At 38.8% G+C, this 17,509-nt stretch carries 16 protein-coding genes; 6 read left to right on the forward strand and 10 right to left on the reverse strand.

Translation table 11 applies throughout. The annotated features are described in order from the left end of the window. Positions 1-25 precede the first annotated feature (25 nt). Both AC1PJP_RS00775 and AC1PJP_RS00780 read right to left on the reverse strand, forming a co-directional pair. Positions 26-433: a nuclear transport factor 2 family protein gene (locus AC1PJP_RS00775; protein WP_013197653.1), complete on the reverse strand. Its 408-nt coding sequence runs from the start codon at positions 431-433 to the stop codon at positions 26-28. Positions 434-503: 70 nt separating this feature from the next. Continuing rightward, on the reverse strand, positions 504-2,528 hold the full coding sequence (locus AC1PJP_RS00780; protein ID WP_252059353.1) for an NADPH-dependent 2,4-dienoyl-CoA reductase: 2,025 nt from the start codon (positions 2,526-2,528) through the stop codon (positions 504-506). Between the two features lie 135 nt (positions 2,529-2,663). Here AC1PJP_RS00780 and AC1PJP_RS00785 point away from each other — a divergent pair, with 135 nt between their 5' ends. Both AC1PJP_RS00785 and AC1PJP_RS00790 read left to right on the forward strand, forming a co-directional pair. Further along, positions 2,664-3,224, forward strand: a complete 561-nt coding sequence (locus tag AC1PJP_RS00785; RefSeq protein ID WP_192835690.1) for a PadR family transcriptional regulator — start codon at positions 2,664-2,666, stop codon at positions 3,222-3,224. Between the two features lie 2 nt (positions 3,225-3,226). Beyond that, on the forward strand, positions 3,227-4,144 hold the full coding sequence (locus AC1PJP_RS00790) for an alpha/beta fold hydrolase (RefSeq protein WP_005306106.1): 918 nt from the start codon (positions 3,227-3,229) through the stop codon (positions 4,142-4,144). 47 nt (positions 4,145-4,191) lie between these two features. Here the strand turns inward: AC1PJP_RS00790 and AC1PJP_RS00795 are convergent, their stop codons facing one another. The 6 genes from AC1PJP_RS00795 to argC all read right to left on the reverse strand — a co-directional run bounded on the left by AC1PJP_RS00795 (position 4,192) and on the right by argC (position 10,633). After that, positions 4,192-5,247, reverse strand: coding sequence for a 3-deoxy-7-phosphoheptulonate synthase (locus AC1PJP_RS00795; RefSeq protein ID WP_192453942.1), 1,056 nt, complete (start codon positions 5,245-5,247; stop codon positions 4,192-4,194). Positions 5,248-5,668: 421 nt separating this feature from the next. Continuing rightward, the gene (locus tag AC1PJP_RS00800; protein ID WP_005306112.1) at positions 5,669-6,031 is read right to left on the reverse strand and encodes a YnfA family protein; all 363 of its coding nucleotides are present in this window, start codon (positions 6,029-6,031) and stop codon (positions 5,669-5,671) included. Between the two features lie 3 nt (positions 6,032-6,034). Next, the gene (clpA, locus tag AC1PJP_RS00805) at positions 6,035-8,311 is read right to left on the reverse strand and encodes an ATP-dependent Clp protease ATP-binding subunit ClpA (protein WP_005306114.1); all 2,277 of its coding nucleotides are present in this window, start codon (positions 8,309-8,311) and stop codon (positions 6,035-6,037) included. Between the two features lie 9 nt (positions 8,312-8,320). Beyond that, positions 8,321-8,734 (reverse strand): ATP-dependent Clp protease adapter ClpS, encoded by a 414-nt coding sequence (gene clpS / locus AC1PJP_RS00810; RefSeq protein WP_002121129.1) that lies wholly within the window; start codon positions 8,732-8,734, stop codon positions 8,321-8,323. A 9-nt stretch (positions 8,735-8,743) separates the two neighbouring features. Further along, the gene (locus AC1PJP_RS00815) at positions 8,744-9,502 is read right to left on the reverse strand and encodes a DUF6776 family protein (protein ID WP_128825192.1); all 759 of its coding nucleotides are present in this window, start codon (positions 9,500-9,502) and stop codon (positions 8,744-8,746) included. A 75-nt stretch (positions 9,503-9,577) separates the two neighbouring features. Further along, complete coding sequence (gene argC, locus AC1PJP_RS00820) at positions 9,578-10,633, reverse strand: N-acetyl-gamma-glutamyl-phosphate reductase (RefSeq protein ID WP_479766370.1); 1,056 nt, start codon at positions 10,631-10,633, stop codon at positions 9,578-9,580. A 184-nt stretch (positions 10,634-10,817) separates the two neighbouring features. On the opposite strand from argC, the gene AC1PJP_RS00825 reads away from it, so the two are divergent. Next, positions 10,818-12,326, forward strand: a complete 1,509-nt coding sequence (locus AC1PJP_RS00825) for a hypothetical protein (protein WP_479766371.1) — start codon at positions 10,818-10,820, stop codon at positions 12,324-12,326. Here AC1PJP_RS00825 and AC1PJP_RS00830 read toward each other — a convergent pair. Together AC1PJP_RS00830 and rpiA are read right to left on the reverse strand one after the other, a co-directional pair. Then, positions 12,323-13,003, reverse strand: a complete 681-nt coding sequence (locus AC1PJP_RS00830; protein WP_479766372.1) for a YgjP family zinc-dependent metalloprotease — start codon at positions 13,001-13,003, stop codon at positions 12,323-12,325. The two genes, AC1PJP_RS00825 and AC1PJP_RS00830, sit on opposite strands and share 4 nt — an antisense overlap. Further along, a complete protein-coding gene (gene rpiA, locus AC1PJP_RS00835; RefSeq protein WP_049836852.1) occupies positions 13,003-13,674 on the reverse strand; it encodes a ribose-5-phosphate isomerase RpiA in 672 nt (223 codons plus the stop codon). The genes AC1PJP_RS00830 and rpiA overlap by 1 nt, the downstream gene beginning before the upstream one ends. A 101-nt stretch (positions 13,675-13,775) precedes the next feature. On the opposite strand from rpiA, the gene ilvA reads away from it, so the two are divergent. From ilvA to AC1PJP_RS00850, 3 genes are all read left to right on the forward strand, one after another. Then, entirely contained in the window at positions 13,776-15,323 is a 1,548-nt protein-coding gene (gene ilvA, locus AC1PJP_RS00840) for a threonine ammonia-lyase, biosynthetic (RefSeq protein WP_171056849.1), read from the forward strand. Positions 15,324-15,468: 145 nt separating this feature from the next. Next, positions 15,469-16,119, forward strand: coding sequence for a potassium channel family protein (locus AC1PJP_RS00845; protein ID WP_174743130.1), 651 nt, complete (start codon positions 15,469-15,471; stop codon positions 16,117-16,119). A 17-nt stretch (positions 16,120-16,136) separates the two neighbouring features. Further along, positions 16,137-17,474, forward strand: coding sequence for a TrkH family potassium uptake protein (locus tag AC1PJP_RS00850; protein WP_005306138.1), 1,338 nt, complete (start codon positions 16,137-16,139; stop codon positions 17,472-17,474). Positions 17,475-17,509: the final 35 nt, after the last annotated feature.

Here is a 17,509-nt window from a genome sequence, read left to right on the forward strand (position 1 = left end):
ATCTCACTTAGGCTATTTATTAAAATTATTGTGGTTGAAACTTGGCAATTCTTATACCCATTTGTTCAGCCAGCGCAGCTAAGCCACTCATTGGACGAATCATTACTTCAAAATCAACAATTTTGCCTTGTTCATTAAAACGAATCATATCAATACCTTTTAATGATTTACCACTGACATTAGCACTGAACTCAAGCACTACATTCTCGCCATCTTCTGTATAAAACTCACGATGATAAGTGAAGTTTTCGAACACTTGGATGACATTGGTAAGAATAAAGAAAACGACCTGCTTTCCTTCATAAGGTTTATAGGCAACTGGTGAACGAAAAACTACGTCATCTGCCAGTAAATCATTTAGATCAGACAAGTTACCTGCCTGAATCATGTGATGCCATTTTTCTAAAGACTGTTTTGTAGTTTCAAGTGTCATTGTTATTTTATCCTGTAATTTAACCAATAACGTTAGGGGCATTTCGGTATAAAGAAATGCCCCACAATATTTATAGTACTGCTGCTAATTCAGCACCTTGACGTATTGCACGCTTTGCATCTAGCTCTCCTGCCTCTTTAGCACCACCAATTAAATGAACATTTTTACCTTCTGTTTTTAATTGGTCATACATTGCAGTGAAAGATTCTTGACCCGCACAAATCACAACATGATCAACTTCAAGCACACTCGGTTGCCCATCTATAGTGATATGTAAGCCCTGATCATCTACTTTGTTGTATTGAACGCCTGCAAGCATTTTAACTTGGCGATTTTTAAGGCCTGCACGATGAATCCATCCTGTAGTTTTACCTAAACCTGCACCGACAACAGCAGTCTTACGTTGCAGTAAATAGATTTCTCGTTCAGAAGTCTCAACTTTTGGCTGTTTTAAGCCACCTACATGCTCATATTGAGTGTCAATTCCCCATTCTTCATAAAACTTTTCTGGGTTTAAACTGCCACTTTCACCTTCGTGAGTGAGATATTCAGCCGTATCAAAACCAATACCACCTGCCCCAATAATGGCTACACGTTGTCCCACTGGCACACGTTCTTTTAAAACTTGTAAATAGCTGAGAACTTTAGGATGATCAATACCTTCAAATTGTAATTGACGAGGCGTTACACCAGTTGCAACCACAATTTCATCAAAATTTGCTTGGCTTAATTCTTCATAAGTTGCTTTATGGTTCAAAATCAACTCAATGTTTGGTCGTAACTCAATTTGGCGAGCAAAGTAGCGTAAGGTTTCATAGAACTCTTCTTTTCCAGGAACAGTCTTTGCAATATTAAATTGGCCACCAATTTGATGACTAGCCTCAAAAATTTTAACTTGATGTCCACGGTCAGCTGCATATACAGCAAAACTTAAACCCGCAGGTCCTGCACCAATAACAGCAATATTCTTTTGAACTTGTGCATCTTTAAAAATAAGTTCAGTTTCATAACATGCACGCGGGTTCACTAAACAAGTTGCAATTTTCATTGAGAAAATGTGATCTAAACAAGCTTGGTTACACCCAATACATGTATTAATTTCATCACTACGGCCTTCACTTGCCTTTAAGACAAACTCAGCATCAGCGAGCATTGGGCGTGCCATAGACACCATATCAGCATGACCGGATGCCAATACATGCTCAGCCATTTCTGGTGTATTAATTCGGTTAGAAGTAACTAAAGGAATAGAGACTTCACCTTTAAGTTTTTCAGTAACCCACGTAAACGCAGCACGAGGAACTTTGGTCGCAATTGTTGGGATACGAGCTTCATGCCAGCCAATCCCTGTATTAATAATAGTTGCACCTGCTTTTTCAATTTCTTTTGCAAGCTGAATTACTTCTTCAATACTTGAACCACCTTCAACTAAATCAAGCATCGATAGACGATAAATAATGATAAAGTTTTCACCCACTAAAGCACGTGTACGTTTTACGATTTCAATAGGAAAACGAATACGGTTTTCATAGCTACCGCCCCATTCGTCATCACGATGATTCGTACGCGCAGCAATGAACTCATTAATTAAATAACCTTCAGAACCCATGATTTCCACGCCATCATAACCCGCATACTGAGCAAGTTTGGCGCAGTTTGCAAAGTCATCAATTGTCTGCTGCACTTCGGCAGAACTTAAAGCTTTTGGCTTAATTGGGTTAATCGGTGCTTGAATTGCTGAAGGAGCAACGTTATTTGGCTGATAAGAATAACGTCCCGTATGTAAAATCTGCATAGCAATTTTACCGCCAGCTTCATGAACAGCTTGGGTAATCACTTTATGTTTTTCAGCTTCTTCAACTGTATCCAACTTCGTACCATGGCTAAATACAACACCATCATCATTCGGAGAAACACCGCCAGTTACAATTAAACCCACATCACCTTTTGCACGCTCAGCATAAAACGCAGCCATGCGTTCATATCCCTGTGGTGCTTCTTCTAAACCAATATGCATAGACCCCATAAGCACACGGTTTTTTAAAGTAGTAAAGCCTAAATCAAGTGGCTTCAATAAATGCGGATAAGCTGACATATTTTCTCCTTTGGCTAGCAATAAGCTTGCTAATGCAACTTGTTGCATTAATTTATAATCAAATTTTGACTTTTATGCAACATGTTGCATAATCTCATCAGTCACACTTTACTTTTGCTTACAAACCGGATTGCTATGTCACTTCCTCATGTTTTATTAACCAGTTTACTTGAACGACCAAGTACAGGGTTCGAACTTGCCCGCCGGTTTGATCGTTCAATTGGTTTTTTCTGGAATGCTACCCATCAGCAAATTTATCGTGAACTCAACCACATGCTAAAAAAAGGTTGGGTTTCAACGTTAGAAAATGAAATGGAAAATAGTCGAAAAAAAACCTATCAAGTTGAACAATTGGGGCGTATTGAACTAGCTTCATGGATGACACAACAAAGTGAACCCGCGCAGCTTCGTGATGATTTAATGGTTAGATTGCGTGCTGAAGCACAATTGAGCAATAATCAGATATTACCTGAGCTGTTAAGGCATCTTGGTTTACATCAAGAGAAACTAAAACTTTATCAAAGTATTTATGATAAGGATTTTAAAGATAACGATGATCTAGATAACCGTGTGTTATACATTCACAAAATGATCTTAGAACTTGGGATTACGATGGAAAGTGAATGGATCAAATGGTTGGAACAAGTCATCCCTCAATTAAAACGCTTTGCCCAAAATAGCGTAGCCGGAGAATAATCATGCCATATTACACCATGCCCGATCGGGAAAATTTATTTGTTCGTCGTGTTGGTCGTGGTGAACCCGTTTTGGTTTTATCTGGTCTTGGCATGCAAAGCTGGCAATGGCTTCCTTTTATTTATGCAAACCGTAAAGATTATGAGTTTATCATTCCAGATTGGCGGGGTTTTGGCGGGTCAAAGAACTGTGCAATCCCTGAACAAGATGCAATTTCTAGCCACTGGCAAGATGTCGCCCATTTAATAGAACAATTAAAACTCGATAACTTTATCTTGATGGGTTATTCAATGGGTGCTACAACGGCCATGCATGGCATGAAGCATGCTCATCTGGCGCAGCAATTAAAAGCCTATTTACATATCGATCAAACACCAAAAATATCTGTGGATTCAACATGGGAATATGGTCTATTTGGTCCTCTACATCCCCAGTTCAAACAATTATTAAATGATATCTATCAATTATTATCAAAGCACAAAAATGCTAAATATCTTTATGAATTATCGCTTCCAGATCGACAAGAACTGGTTCGTCTTTGGGTAGATTTTATTGAGTTACAAAGTAGCAATCCATTTAGCCCTTTAGTTTTTAAAACAGCACTCAAACAGCCTTTTTTACAAAAATACTTATTACCAATTCAGCGTCTAGATTATTTATTTTGGTATGTTGAAAATTATCTTTATCACAATGAAGATTATCGTGAAGCCATTCAACAATTACAGTGCCCAACAACCTTCTTTATTGGTCGCAACTCGACGCTTTATCCAGAAACTGGACAGACTCTTATTGCTCATAGTGTTGAACACGCAAAAGCAATATATTTTGAACGCTCAGGCCATACCCCCTTATTAACCGAGCCGAAAAAATTTGGTCATGAAATCACTACATTCTTATCAGAACTAAAACATGCTTCTTAAAAAATAAAGGGATCTATTCGTAGATCCCTTTTTAAGTCGACAAATGATTAAGCAGAATGAGCTAACTCTTTCACTTTTAATTGCTCAGAAACACTTAACAAAAGTTGCTCAGTTTTTTCCCAACCTAAACAACCATCAGTTACTGACTGCCCATAAGTCATATCACAAGAAATCTTTTGGCTACCATCAACCAAATGACTTTCAATCATGACACCCTTTACTTGGGTTTTTAAACGTTCAGCAACGATTTGCTGTAAAACTTCTGGCTGACGCAACGGATCTTTACTGCTGTTACCATGACTACAGTCAATAACTAATGCAGGAAGATTTTGTTTATGTTTTTCTCGTATTGCCTGAATGGAAGCTAAATCGTAATTTGGCCCATGATTTGCTCCGCGCAAAATCAAATGTGGTAATGGATTACCAGCGCTCTGAATCACTGAAGGCAAACCTTGTTGATTCATTCCTAAAAATTGATGCTCATTTTGTGCTGACTGAATTGCATCTAATGCAATCTGAATTGAACCATCTGTACCATTCTTGAAACCAATGCTGTATGGCATGTGGCTTGAGATTTCACGGTGAATCTGAGACTCGCTGGTACGAGCACCAATTGCGCCCCAAGCCAATAAATCATCAAAATAACCAGTTGCCATTGGGCTTAAAATTTCACTCGCAATGGGCAAACCCTTTTCAATAATTTGCAGGTAAAGTTCGCGAGACTTTTCTAAACCAAGTTGTAAATTTGATGAACCATCTAAATTTGGATCGTACATGAAACCTTTCCAACCCACAGTTGTACGAGGTTTTTCAATGTATGCACGCATCACGATAAAAATCTGATCTTTTACTTTTTCTTGTAATTTTTGCAATCTTTCAGCGTATTCAAGTACTGCAACCGGATCATGAATTGAACAAGGCCCTGTAATTACCATTAACCGAGGATCGTTGCCGTTAAGAATATTTTGAATAGTTTGGCGATGTTCGGCAATTTGACGCACGAAAGAGTGTGCAAGCAGATATTTTGCCTTTAACTGGACAGGTAAACTAACTGGTGTTTCTTTTGTATTGCTTTGTGTCAATAAAGTATTTAGGGCATTCATTGGTTTTTCCTTGGGACTGCAATCTATTCAGTCCGATCATTTATTTGAGCGTTTTGGATCTATTCGTTGGTAAAGGTAAGCAAAAGTAAAACCAATAAAAGTTGCTAAAATACGAATAAGTCATGTTGTTCATTTTAAGTTCCTCGATTCAAAAAGATAAAGCATAAAAAAACCTGATCGGGGTTGCCGATCAGGTATTAACTGTGATGGGCAACTTTCTCATGCCCGAATACGCTCAGGCAACTATCTAAATTGCCAAAAGTAATAGTAAGCGTTAGTGTTCACAGATAGATTTAACATCTTTATCTCAAATATTAAAAATGTTCCTTAAATCTAAAATACGCATTGTTGAGAGCTTTGACAAGTCTTTTTTAGAAAAAACTTCTTATTTTCACGCTTAAGATTTGATTCACTCATTGTATTAACGAATCAGCCCTTGAGGTTGTAAAATAATTAAGCCAGCTCCACAAAGCACGATTAGACCACCCAATATATCCCATCTTGTTAATCCGACCTGATCCACAAAACGCAACCACATGAGAGCAGTAAAAATATAAATACCGCCATATGCAGCATAAATGCGCCCAGAAGCCGCTGGATGTAAAGTCAGCAGCCATACAAAGACAGCCAGACTTAAAGCTGTAGGTAGCCACAGCCAAGCAGACTTGCCTTCTCTTAAAATCAGATAAGGGAAATAACAACCAAGAATTTCAGCAATTGCTGTGATAATAAATAACCCGAATACACTCAGTATTCGGGTTATAGCAAGACTATCAATCAACATAAGTTACGCTGGTTCTGCCGTATGATGATCTTCAAAAACTTCAAGTTTTAAGCCTACAGCTTTGCCATCTTCATTTTTCACTGATACAGCCACATTACCACCATGATCTGCAAGTTCGCCAAACAGAATCATTTCAGCTAGTGGTTTCTTCAAGTGTTCTTGAATGAGGCGTTGCATTGGACGTGCACCCATCAAGCGGTCATAACCATTTGTTGCCAACCAATCACGAGCACTTTGATCCACATCAAGTACAACTTGTTTGTCATCTAGTTGTGCTTGTAATTCTGTTAAGAATTTATCAACCACAGACTCAATCACAGTTGTTGGTAATGACTTGAATTGAATAACACTATCTAGACGGTTACGGAACTCTGGTGAGAAAGCACGTTTCATTGCTTCTTGGTTATCAGAACTATGATCTTGTTCAGTAAAACCAATACTCGCACGAGAAATACTTTCTGCTCCAATATTCGTAGTCAGGACAATAATAACGTTTCTAAAGTCAGACTTACGTCCGTTGTTATCCGTTAAAGCACCATGATCCATGATTTGTAGCAACAGATTAAACACATCTGGATGTGCTTTCTCAATTTCATCTAGCAATAAAACACAGTGTGGATTCTTATGAATAGCATCAGTTAATAGCCCACCTTGGTCATAACCCACATAACCCGGAGGTGCACCAATCAAACGTGAAACTGCATGACGTTCCATATATTCAGACATATCGAAACGCACAAGCTCAACACCTAACAGCTTCGCAAGTTGCTTAGTCACTTCGGTTTTACCGACACCTGTTGGTCCAGCAAAAACAAAACTACCTACTGGCTTATCTGGTGATTTCAACCCAGCACGAGATAACTTGATCGCTGAGCCTAACGCGGTAATCGCTTCGTCTTGACCAAACACAACGCGTTTTAAATCACGCTCAAGATTTTCAAGTACTGACTTATCATCTTTAGAGACAGTTTTTGGCGGAATACGAGCAATCTTAGAAACGATGTCTTCGATATTCTCTACCGTAATCAAACTATCATCGCTTTCAGCTTTCAAACGACGCTGAGCACCAGCTTCGTCAATCACATCAATTGCCTTATCTGGCAAGAAACGATCATTAATGAATTTAGCAGAAAGCTCTACAGCTGATACCAATGCCTTATCGTCATATTGTACGTGGTGGAAATCTTCAAATTTAGATTTCAAGCCACGCAAAATATCAATTGTTTCAGCAATACTTGGCTCATTGACGTCAATTTTCTGGAAACGACGTGATAACGCATGGTCTTTTTCAAAAACCTGACGATATTCTTGGAACGTCGTTGAACCGATACAACGTAAAGTACCATTAGCCAAAGCCGGTTTGATCAAATTCGAAGCATCCATTGTGCTGCCCATACTTGAGCCTGCGCCAATGATCATATGAATTTCATCAATGAATAAAATCGCATTTGGATTTTTCTTCAAAGCATTAAGCAATTGCTTTAAACGTTTTTCAAAGTCACCGCGATATTTGGTCCCAGCAACTAATGCTCCAATATCTAAGCTATAGACTTCAGCCTGACTTAAAGGTTTAGGCGCCTTACCATTCACAATTAACCATGCTAAACCTTCAGCAATCGAGGTTTTACCAACGCCCGGATCACCAACAAGTAATGGGTTATTTTTGCGACGGCGGCACAGAATTTGTGCTGTACGCTCAATTTCTTTTTCACGGCCAATAAGTGGATCAGTTTTGCCTTTTTGCGCTTCAACATTTAAGTTCAGCGTATAAAGTTCTAATGGTCCTGCATTGCCCGCGCTAGTTTCACCCTCAATATCTTCAACTTCTTCTTCAACTTGCACTTCATCTTTACGTGTCCCATGAGACAAGTATTGAGTTAATGTCAATCGATTGATTTGATGACGTTTAAGCAAATACACAGCAAAAGAATCACGCTCTGAATACATTGCGACCAAAACATCTGCGCCTTCAACCGTACGATCACCGCCACTTGATTGCACGTGGAAAATAGCACGTTGCAAAATGCGGTCAAAACTTTCTGTTGGATGAGGCGCTTGCTCGCTATTTTCGCCAAGCTTAGGAGTATGTTGTTCTACATATTCTTCTAATTCTTTACGTAAAGAAACTATATCAGCCCCACATGCTTTTAAAGCATTCACGGCTGAATCGTTGTCGAGTAGTGCTAATAATAAATGTTCAACTGTAAGAAACTCATGTCTCTTTTGACGAGCCATGCTAACAGCCAAACGTAATGATACTTCTAATTGACGACTGAGCATGTAACCCCCTTATGCTTTAGGCTCAATCTGGCAAAGTAATGGATGACCTTGCGATCGAGCGTAATTATTAACAAGGTTTGCTTTGGTCTCCGCGATGTCTCTTGGATATACCCCAGCAATACCTTTACCTTCATAGTGTACTGTTAGCATTACTTGAGTTGCTTGGTCAAGATTCATTGCAAAGTATTGTTGTAAAATTTCAATTACAAAGTCCATTGGCGTGTAATCGTCATTCATTAATACGACTGCATACAATGGTGGACGCTTGAGTTCAGGAGGTGCTGTTTGTACAACAACCTCTCCATCATGATCTTCGTTTTGCGAATCACTTAAGCGTGGATGGAAGTGCCAATCGACATAACCAGACTGCTGAAAAGAAGCCTTAATATCTTTTAAGTTTGTTTGACGCTTATTTGTTCGCATAGGATGTTACTATTGTGAATTTGCTTCAGCTTGAGGAATTTCTGCCACGAAAGCAGAAGATGTTTCGACAGGTTTACCGCGCTGCCAACTAAAACGTTTAATAACTGGTGTATCAGAGCCGCCTGTTAAACGTACCTCAATAAATTGAGGTGTAAAACCTTTAGGCATCGTCCAACGACCTGTTAAGCGCTCGAAGTCACTAAAGTTAAAGCTTTTAGCTTCAAGTGGTACAACTAAAACTTCTGTATCTTTAATGAGTCTTATCTCAATTGATCCTGAAGCACGGCGCTTACTTGGGCTTACCTGTACTAGATCCAACTGATATTCATAAGCATTTTCAGGCAGAGGTTTGATTGCCAAATTCTGAATGGTCAAGCTTAAACCACCACGCTGCCTCAAGATATCTCGGTAGATATTACTCATACCTTCTTGCTGGGTTTTATCAGCGTTGGCCTGATTAAGAGCTTCAAACAGATCATTTGCATTTGTTACAGCAACATCACGCTCTTGTACCGCAGCGTTCAGGCTTTTATTAACCGCATCTAAAGCTGTTTTCTGCTTTTGCACCACTTCAACCAATTGCTCTGCATCTGCATCGTAACCTACAACAGTTAAACCTTGACGGTGTCCAATTGTATAGCCGAGCGCAAGACAACCACTCATTAAAATAGCCGCACCAATAAACAAAGGTTTATTAGTATTTAAAAAATTTTTCTTTTGCAACGAACTTTCTGCTGAAGTCGTCTGTCCAGAGTTTTGCATCGTCATCTCAGTGTTTAAGATCAGAGTCAAGACACACATTTAAATCGAAATTTAAATGTGTGTGAAGCAAAAAAGAGTTTTTTATGGTAATAAACCAATCCCTTGTAAGCCTTCATCTTCATCAAAGCCGAACATAAGGTTCATATTTTGTACAGCTTGACCAGATGCACCCTTCACAAGGTTATCTTGTACCGCAAGAATAATAAGTTTATTCGGCTGCGGCTTATATAAAGCAATACGAAGCTCATTCGCACCGCGCACACTACGTGTTTCAGGCGAACTGTTAGCAGGCATCACATCAACAAATTTTTCATTTGCGTAAAATTGCTCATACAATGCCTGAATATCAGTTTGTTTTCCAGTTTCTGTCAAATCGACATAAATTGTGCTGAGCATACCGCGAATCATTGGAACTAAATGAGGAACAAATAAGAGCCCTTCAAAGCCACCCTTTCGCCCAGAAATATTTTCCAATGCTTCAACAATTTCCGGATGATGACGGTGACCCGCAACCCCATAGGCCTTGAAGTTATCAGCATTTTCACTATAGATCATGCCTAAGCTTGCTTTACGTCCAGCTCCTGAAACACCTGACTTCGCATCAATAATAATATTTTTTGTTTCAATCAATGCTTGCGCTGATTTCAAAAGTGGCGCCAAACCTAATTGAACGGTAGTCGGGTAGCAACCAGGGTTACCAATAACTTGCGCCTGTTTAATTTTTTCGCGGTTTAATTCAGCCAAACCATATACTGAGTTTTCTAAAACGTCTGGGCACGCATGTTCCATGCCATACCATTTTTCAAACTGCTCAAGATTTTGCAAACGAAAATCAGCTGCCAAATCAATCACTTTAGTGCCAGCTGCAATCAATTCTTTTGCATGCTGCATCGCAACACCATGAGGTGTAGCAAAAAATACAACATCACACTTTTTTAAATCATCGATATTTAAATCAGAAAACTGAAGATCAGTATGCCCACGTAAATTAGGGAACATATCTGCAACTGGTTTGCCCGCTTCTGTACGTGAAGTAAGAACTCGAACCTGCGCTTTAGGATGTCGTAATAAAATACGTAATAGTTCAACGCCTGTATAACCCGTTCCACCAACAATTCCGACAGAAATCACGTGCATTACCTCAATTTTTGAATCTATACTTGTGCAGTAGTATGACAGGATGTCCAAGCTTACAAAACCATTTCATGCTTGGTAATTTTAATTTTTTTAATTTTAGCGACAATTAGATAGCACTTATTCAACTGTCAGAACTAAACAAATATCAGCAAATAAATATCAGATTTAATTTTGGAGAGCTAGGATGCTTCATCAATCAAAAGAAACAAAATTACGCACTTACCTTGGTTTAAGCACATTAATTTTAAGTGCTGCTCTTGTTGGTTGCGGAGGTGGAGGCAGTAGTAGCGGTAGTTCACCAAGCACTCCAGCACCTGTTGATCCTACTCCTGAGGCAACAACGGATGTTACTGTTAAATCCCCTGTAGAAATTCGTAATATCCAATTCAAAGTATATGACAACACCACCAATTCTGTTTTAGTAGATACTTCAATTGCGAGTTTAAACAGTTTTAATGTCAAGATTCCTACTGCTAAATTAAGTCGTTTATATCGCATAGAAATTACGACCCAAAATTCATCTCAAGTATTTGATCCAATTACTTCAACATACCAAAATTTTTCTGGTGTTTATCATGCATTTATTACACCAAATAGTATAAGTGGCAGAACCCTATTCATCAGCCCAAGCAGTGAAGCGGTTTACCAACGGGCTGTGATACGCTCAGGACAACTCCCTCAAGAAACGATTGACCCAACCCGTATTGAGCAATTGCATGTAGATTTAGCTTCACAAGATGTTTATAGATCTCTTCTTAATGCGTTCAAAGATGCCGACATTCCAAGTTTAAGTCCAGCCAACTCCCTCATGCAGTACTCCTCTATAAAACCTAGTACATACGTGGATACTTATCTTAGCTTGGGCTACTTACAATATTGGTCAACTTTTCATGGTGGAACAACCACATACCAAGAGCTCATTAAAAGTTTGGCAACTGATTTAAAAGATGGTTTTTTAGATGGGAAAAAACTTCAAGGTGATCAAACAATATTTACCCCTATTTTCGCATCTGCTCCAGATAATATTGATCCAGTTAAAAATACACTGTTAGATATCGCAGCTAATCAAAAAGCTACACGCGATAATTTTGCATCCAATTTAAGGGCATCTACTTTAGAATTAGCCAAGGCTAATTCACAACAGCTTTTAGATCAGAATGGTTATGACCTTCTGCAAAAGAAACAATATTCAGGGGTCGTACCTGTCGGAAATACGACTGACTTTTTCCGTATAGATGGTGCTGGTGATTATCGTCGCGCTGTAGGTTTTAGCGGTATTACAGCGACCTGTAATGGTTCTGCATATCCATGCAAACAAGGTTTGACCAGCATTAATCTTTCCGACCCAAAACTACCTGCTACAGACTATCTAGTGGGTCATTACGAAGACACCGCAACAGGTTGCCAGCTTAATTTCCGTGCGAATGGTCAAATCAACCTTATTAAAGGATCACAAACTTATCGCTCTGCGTTAAGTGCGGATAGTACGGATAATTTATTGCAAACAGATGCTGCAAGCTCAAGTTATTTACTCAACTCAAGTTCCGCTGAACCAAATAACTCAACGCAGCAATACAACTTTATACAATTATCAATTAAAGCAAATAAAATCGTGAGTGCTAAAGCAGGTTTAGACAGCCGAAAAGCACCAGATAACTTACAAACACCACAACTAGAATGTAGTTTTAATTAGTTTGAGACATACCACCACGCAGGCAACGGATTTGATTTAAGTTGTCTGCGGTGTTTTTGAAAATATGGATCGTATTTTTCAACTTCTGCCCAAAAAGCTGGGCTATGGTCAAAATGTTTAGTATGAGCTAATTCATGAATAGCCACATAACGAGCAATCTCGTGTGGCATCAATACTAATCCTGCATGTAGCATAATATTATGCTGACTACTACAACTTCCCCAACGAGTTTTCGGACGGCGAATTGTGCACTCCCGATAAGCCAAATGAGTGTATTCACTTAGCTCTTTTAAAAGCTCGGGTAACTCTTGTTTTGCAAACGCAATCACTGCACTTTGTAATGCCAAATATGGCTGCGTGTCTTTAAGAAATAAACAATCGCTTTCCCAATCGAATTGAAAAACTCGATGCTGCTTTTGAAGAATGACCTGAAATGGTTGCTCTTTATTAAAAAAATAAATCTCGGAAGGAATATCAATCGATGCCGATTGAACATTTTGTTGCTTATTCCACGTCTCGTTCAACCATTGTTCAGACTGAGCCAAAAAATGCTGAATTTGTTTCTTACTACAAAACAAAGGAACCGTGAGACGGATTGAAGCAGGCTCAACACGTAAGCGCAATTTTCTTGCTCTTACGTGTCGAACGATTTTAATTTCTGGCATTTCCACAGCCATTACTGTGCAGTACGCTCTTCAATACCATTATTTGTTGCAACAATTGCAATCGTTGCTGGGTTTAAAGCGAAAATACCATTAGTCACAACACCTGGAATATTGTTAATGGTTTTTTCTAAATCAAGTGCATTTAAAATATTAAGATTAAATACATCTAAAATCACATTACCGTTATCTGTTACTACACCTTCACGATAAACTGGGTCACCGCCTAAACTTACCAACTTACGAGCTACAGCAGAACGAGCCATTGGAATAACTTCTACTGGAAGTGGAAAATCACGTCCAAGTTGATCAACCCATTTTGAATCGTCAACAATACAAACAAATTTCTTAGCAATTGAAGCTACAATTTTTTCACGTGTTAATGCAGCACCGCCACCTTTAATCATATGCATATGACGGTCAATTTCATCTGCACCATCAACATAGGCATCTAAACCACCTACATGGTTCATATCTACAACTTCAATGCCTAATTTTTTTAGGCGATCAGCAGTTGCTTGTGAACTTGCCACAGCTGCTTCTAATTGTAATTCAGGCAATAAATCAATTAGAAAATTTACGGTACTTCCAGTCCCAACCCCCAAAATGCCGCCTTTGGGCAAGTGTTTTAAAGCAGCTTTCGCAGCAGCTTGTTTCTTTTCATCTTGGGTTGCATATAGACTCATGACATCACTCAACTATTTTTTGACATTTATGCACCAATAATCGGCGCAAATGCACAAGGGTTTGCTACAATAATTTCCTATTTTAAACTGTTATAGGGAAGATGAACATGCTGTCTCGTGTGGTACGACAAATTTTACAAGCAACGGTTTATGATGTTGCAATTGAAACGCCTCTCGAAGCAGCTCCACGAATTAGTCAAAAATTAAATAATACAATTCGTTTTAAGCGCGAAGATTTACAGCCTGTTTTTTCTTTTAAATTACGTGGTGCCTATAACCGTATTAGCCAGTTACCTAAAGAACAACTCGAACGTGGGGTAATTTGTGCCTCTGCTGGCAACCATGCTCAAGGTGTAGCATTATCAGGTCAACGCTTAGGAATTCCAGCAATTATTGTTATGCCAAGTACAACTCCTGACATTAAAGTTCAAGCAGTTAAACGCTTGGGTGGTCAAGTTGTGTTACATGGTGATAGTTTTGATGTAGCAAATAAATATGCACAGCAACGTGCAGAAGTTGAAGGCCTTGTATTCATTCCACCCTACGACGATGAACTTGTTATTGCTGGCCAAGGCACAATTGCAAATGAAATCTTACGTCAATGGCGTGATGTAGAATATGTGTTTGTTGCTGTAGGTGGTGGTGGCCTAATTTCAGGTGTAGCAGCTTACCTTGGTGAAGTTGCACCCCATGTGAAAATTATTGGCGTTGAATATGAAGAGTCTGCATGTTTAAAAGCAGCATTAGAAGCCAATGAGCGAGTAATCTTGCCACATGTAGGCTTGTTCGCAGATGGTACAGCTGTTGCACAAATTGGCGCTTTACCATTTGATATTATTCGTCTGCGCAAATCTGATAACTCAGGCCCAATTGTTGATCCAGATATTGTGACGGTAAATACTGATGAAATCTGTGCTGCCATTAAAGATACATTTGACGAAAACCGCAGTATTGTTGAACCATCTGGTGCAATGGCCCTTGCTGGTATCAAGAAATATATTACCGAACATAAAATCAGCAATAAAAATATGGTATCGATTGTATGCGGTGCCAATATGAACTTTGACCGCCTACGTTATATTGCTGAACGTACTGAGTTAGGTGAGCAACGCGAAGCGATCTATGCGGTAACCTTATCTGAAGAAAAAGGCGCATTCTTAGGCTTCTGCCGTGCTTTACAAGGTCGTAATATTACCGAGTTTAACTACCGAGCAAACAATACAGATGAAGCACAAGTATTCGTCGGTATTAGCTTAAAAGGTGGTGATGCAGAGCGTCATGAAATTTTAGAGCAATTAAAGCAACAAAATTATGTAGTAGATGACCTCTCTGATGATGAGGTTGCCAAACTACATATTCGTTATTTAATTGGTGGTCACGCAAATATAGATGATGAAAGATTGTTCCGTGTTGAGTTCCCGGAACGTCCAGGTGCCCTTTTAACCTTCTTAACTCGTTTAGGCCCAACCCATAATATTACGTTGTTCCATTACCGTAACCATGGCGCAGCAGAAGGACGTGTTTTAGTAGGTTTACAAGCAACCGATGCGAAACAGAACCCTGATGGTCTAATTGAAACTCTTGAGCAGATTAGTTATCCGTATGCTGAAATTACGAATAATGTTGGCTACAAACGTTTCTTGAAATAATCTTCAATTTTGATGAATAAGCCGACAAATTTGTCGGCTTATTCATATAATTCTTTTAATATTCCCCTCATATTTACATTGCCTCTCTTTATCTCAAAGAAAATATCCTTAAAAATAAACGTCTAATCAGGAAACAAGGATCAATATGGCACAGTTTGCAGTCATTGGCTTAGGAAGTTTTGGAGCAACTGTTGCTCAAGAGCTCACAAAATTAAATCATGATGTTATTGGCATTGATACGGTAAAAAAGAATGTTGAAAATCTTGCCGACGTTTTAACTCATGCCGTCATTGCCGATGCGACTGACGAACACGTACTTGATGAACTTAATATTCAAAACTGTGATGCAGTTGTGGTCGCAATTGGTGAGGATATTGAAGCAAGTATCTTGTGTGTACTCAATTTAAAAAATTTAGGTATAGATAAGATTTGGGTAAAGGCAAAAACCAAAGCACATCACACCATTTTGTCTCACCTCAATATTAATAAAATTATTCATCCTGAAGAAGATATGGGGGTACGAGTTGCCCAAGCACTGAACTATCCAATGGTTAGTCGCTATATGTCTTTAGAAGACGATCACTACATTATAAAAATTGAAATTCCTGAAAAGCTTAATGGCATTAACTTATATGGCATTATGCAGCAAGCACCACAGGTAAAAACATTGCTCGTAAAAAGACAGCAGCAAATTTTGTTTGAGACTGAAGAAAATTTCACCTTGCAGACGCATGATATTCTTATTTTAGAAGGTCATTTACCGCAATTAAAGAAACTTTCTCATTGCTTCACATAAGAGGCGAAATCTAGAATATGTCTATATATCCCAAGCCCAATAAAACATTAAATTTAAGCCCGCCTTCACTCTTGGCACTGGGTTTTTTGGGCTTTATTATTTTTGGCACTTTATTATTAAAACTGCCATTTGCCAATACAGGTCATGTGAGCTGGATGGATGCACTCTTTACAGCCACCTCAGCGGTCACAATTACTGGTTTATCTGTTTTAAATATTCATGAGTCTTTTACCCTGTTCGGACAAACCATTATTCTATTGTTAATTCAATCGGGTGGTTTGGGTTTTATGACTTTTGCCATATTGGCTGCATTAAGTTTGTCACCCAAAGTTGGCCTTAAACAACAAATGATGGCACAAGATAGTCTAGGTCAAACGAGCCTATCAAAGGTGACGTTTGTTGCTAAAGGAGTTGTCACTTACACTCTTATTTTTGAGCTTATTGGTACAATTATTCTCACTACTGCTTTTACACCGACTTATGGCTTTGCACGTGGATTGTACTATGCAGTTTTTTACAGCATTTCGTCATTCAACAATGCTGGTTTTTCATTATTTTCTAACAGCTTAATCAGTTTTCAAAGCAATTATATGATTTGTATAACTGTTAGCATACTTTACACCTTAGGTGGCCTTGGCTTTTTAGTTCTCATGGACATTAAGCAAAATAAAAAATGGAAAAAACTCACTCCGAATAGCAAGCTGATTCTTACAACGATTACAGTGATTAACCTGATTGCCTTTATTTTAATTTGGGCTTTAGAAGCTCAAAATCCTCATACCCTAGGAATGCTCAGTGTAGGTGATCAAGCATTAAATGCTTGGTTTCAAGCCACTGTTCCGCGCTCATCAGGATTTAATACCATTGATACAGGCGCAATGACCAACAGCAGCTCGTTACTCATGATGTTGCTTATGTTTATTGGTGGTGGTTCACTTAGTACAGCTGGTGGAATTAAAGTTGGAACCTTCGTCATTTTAGTACTCAGCGTGATTTCATTTTTACGTCGCACAGATGAAATCCGAATATTTAATCATTCAGTCGCACACGAAACGACTTATAAAGCTTTAGCTGTAACTGCAATTACAAGCATACTCATTTTCATGGGATTCTTTATTATTTTGCTTTTAGAGCCTAAAGCAGACTTTATGAACTTGCTTTTTGAGGTTGTTTCCGCAGCTTGTACAGTGGGGCTTTCTCGTGGAATCACGCCAGAGCTGCATAATGGTAGTTTATTCATTTTAAGCTTACTCATGTTTGCTGGCCGACTCGGTCCATTAACACTGGCTTATTTAATTGCTACACCGAAAAAAAGTCGGCTCAAACATCCCCAAGCTAACATTCAAATTGGATAATAAAAAAGCCGCTTTTAAAGCGGCTTTTTTACAAG

It is taken from the genome of Acinetobacter sp. V116_7 (assembly GCF_056735735.1).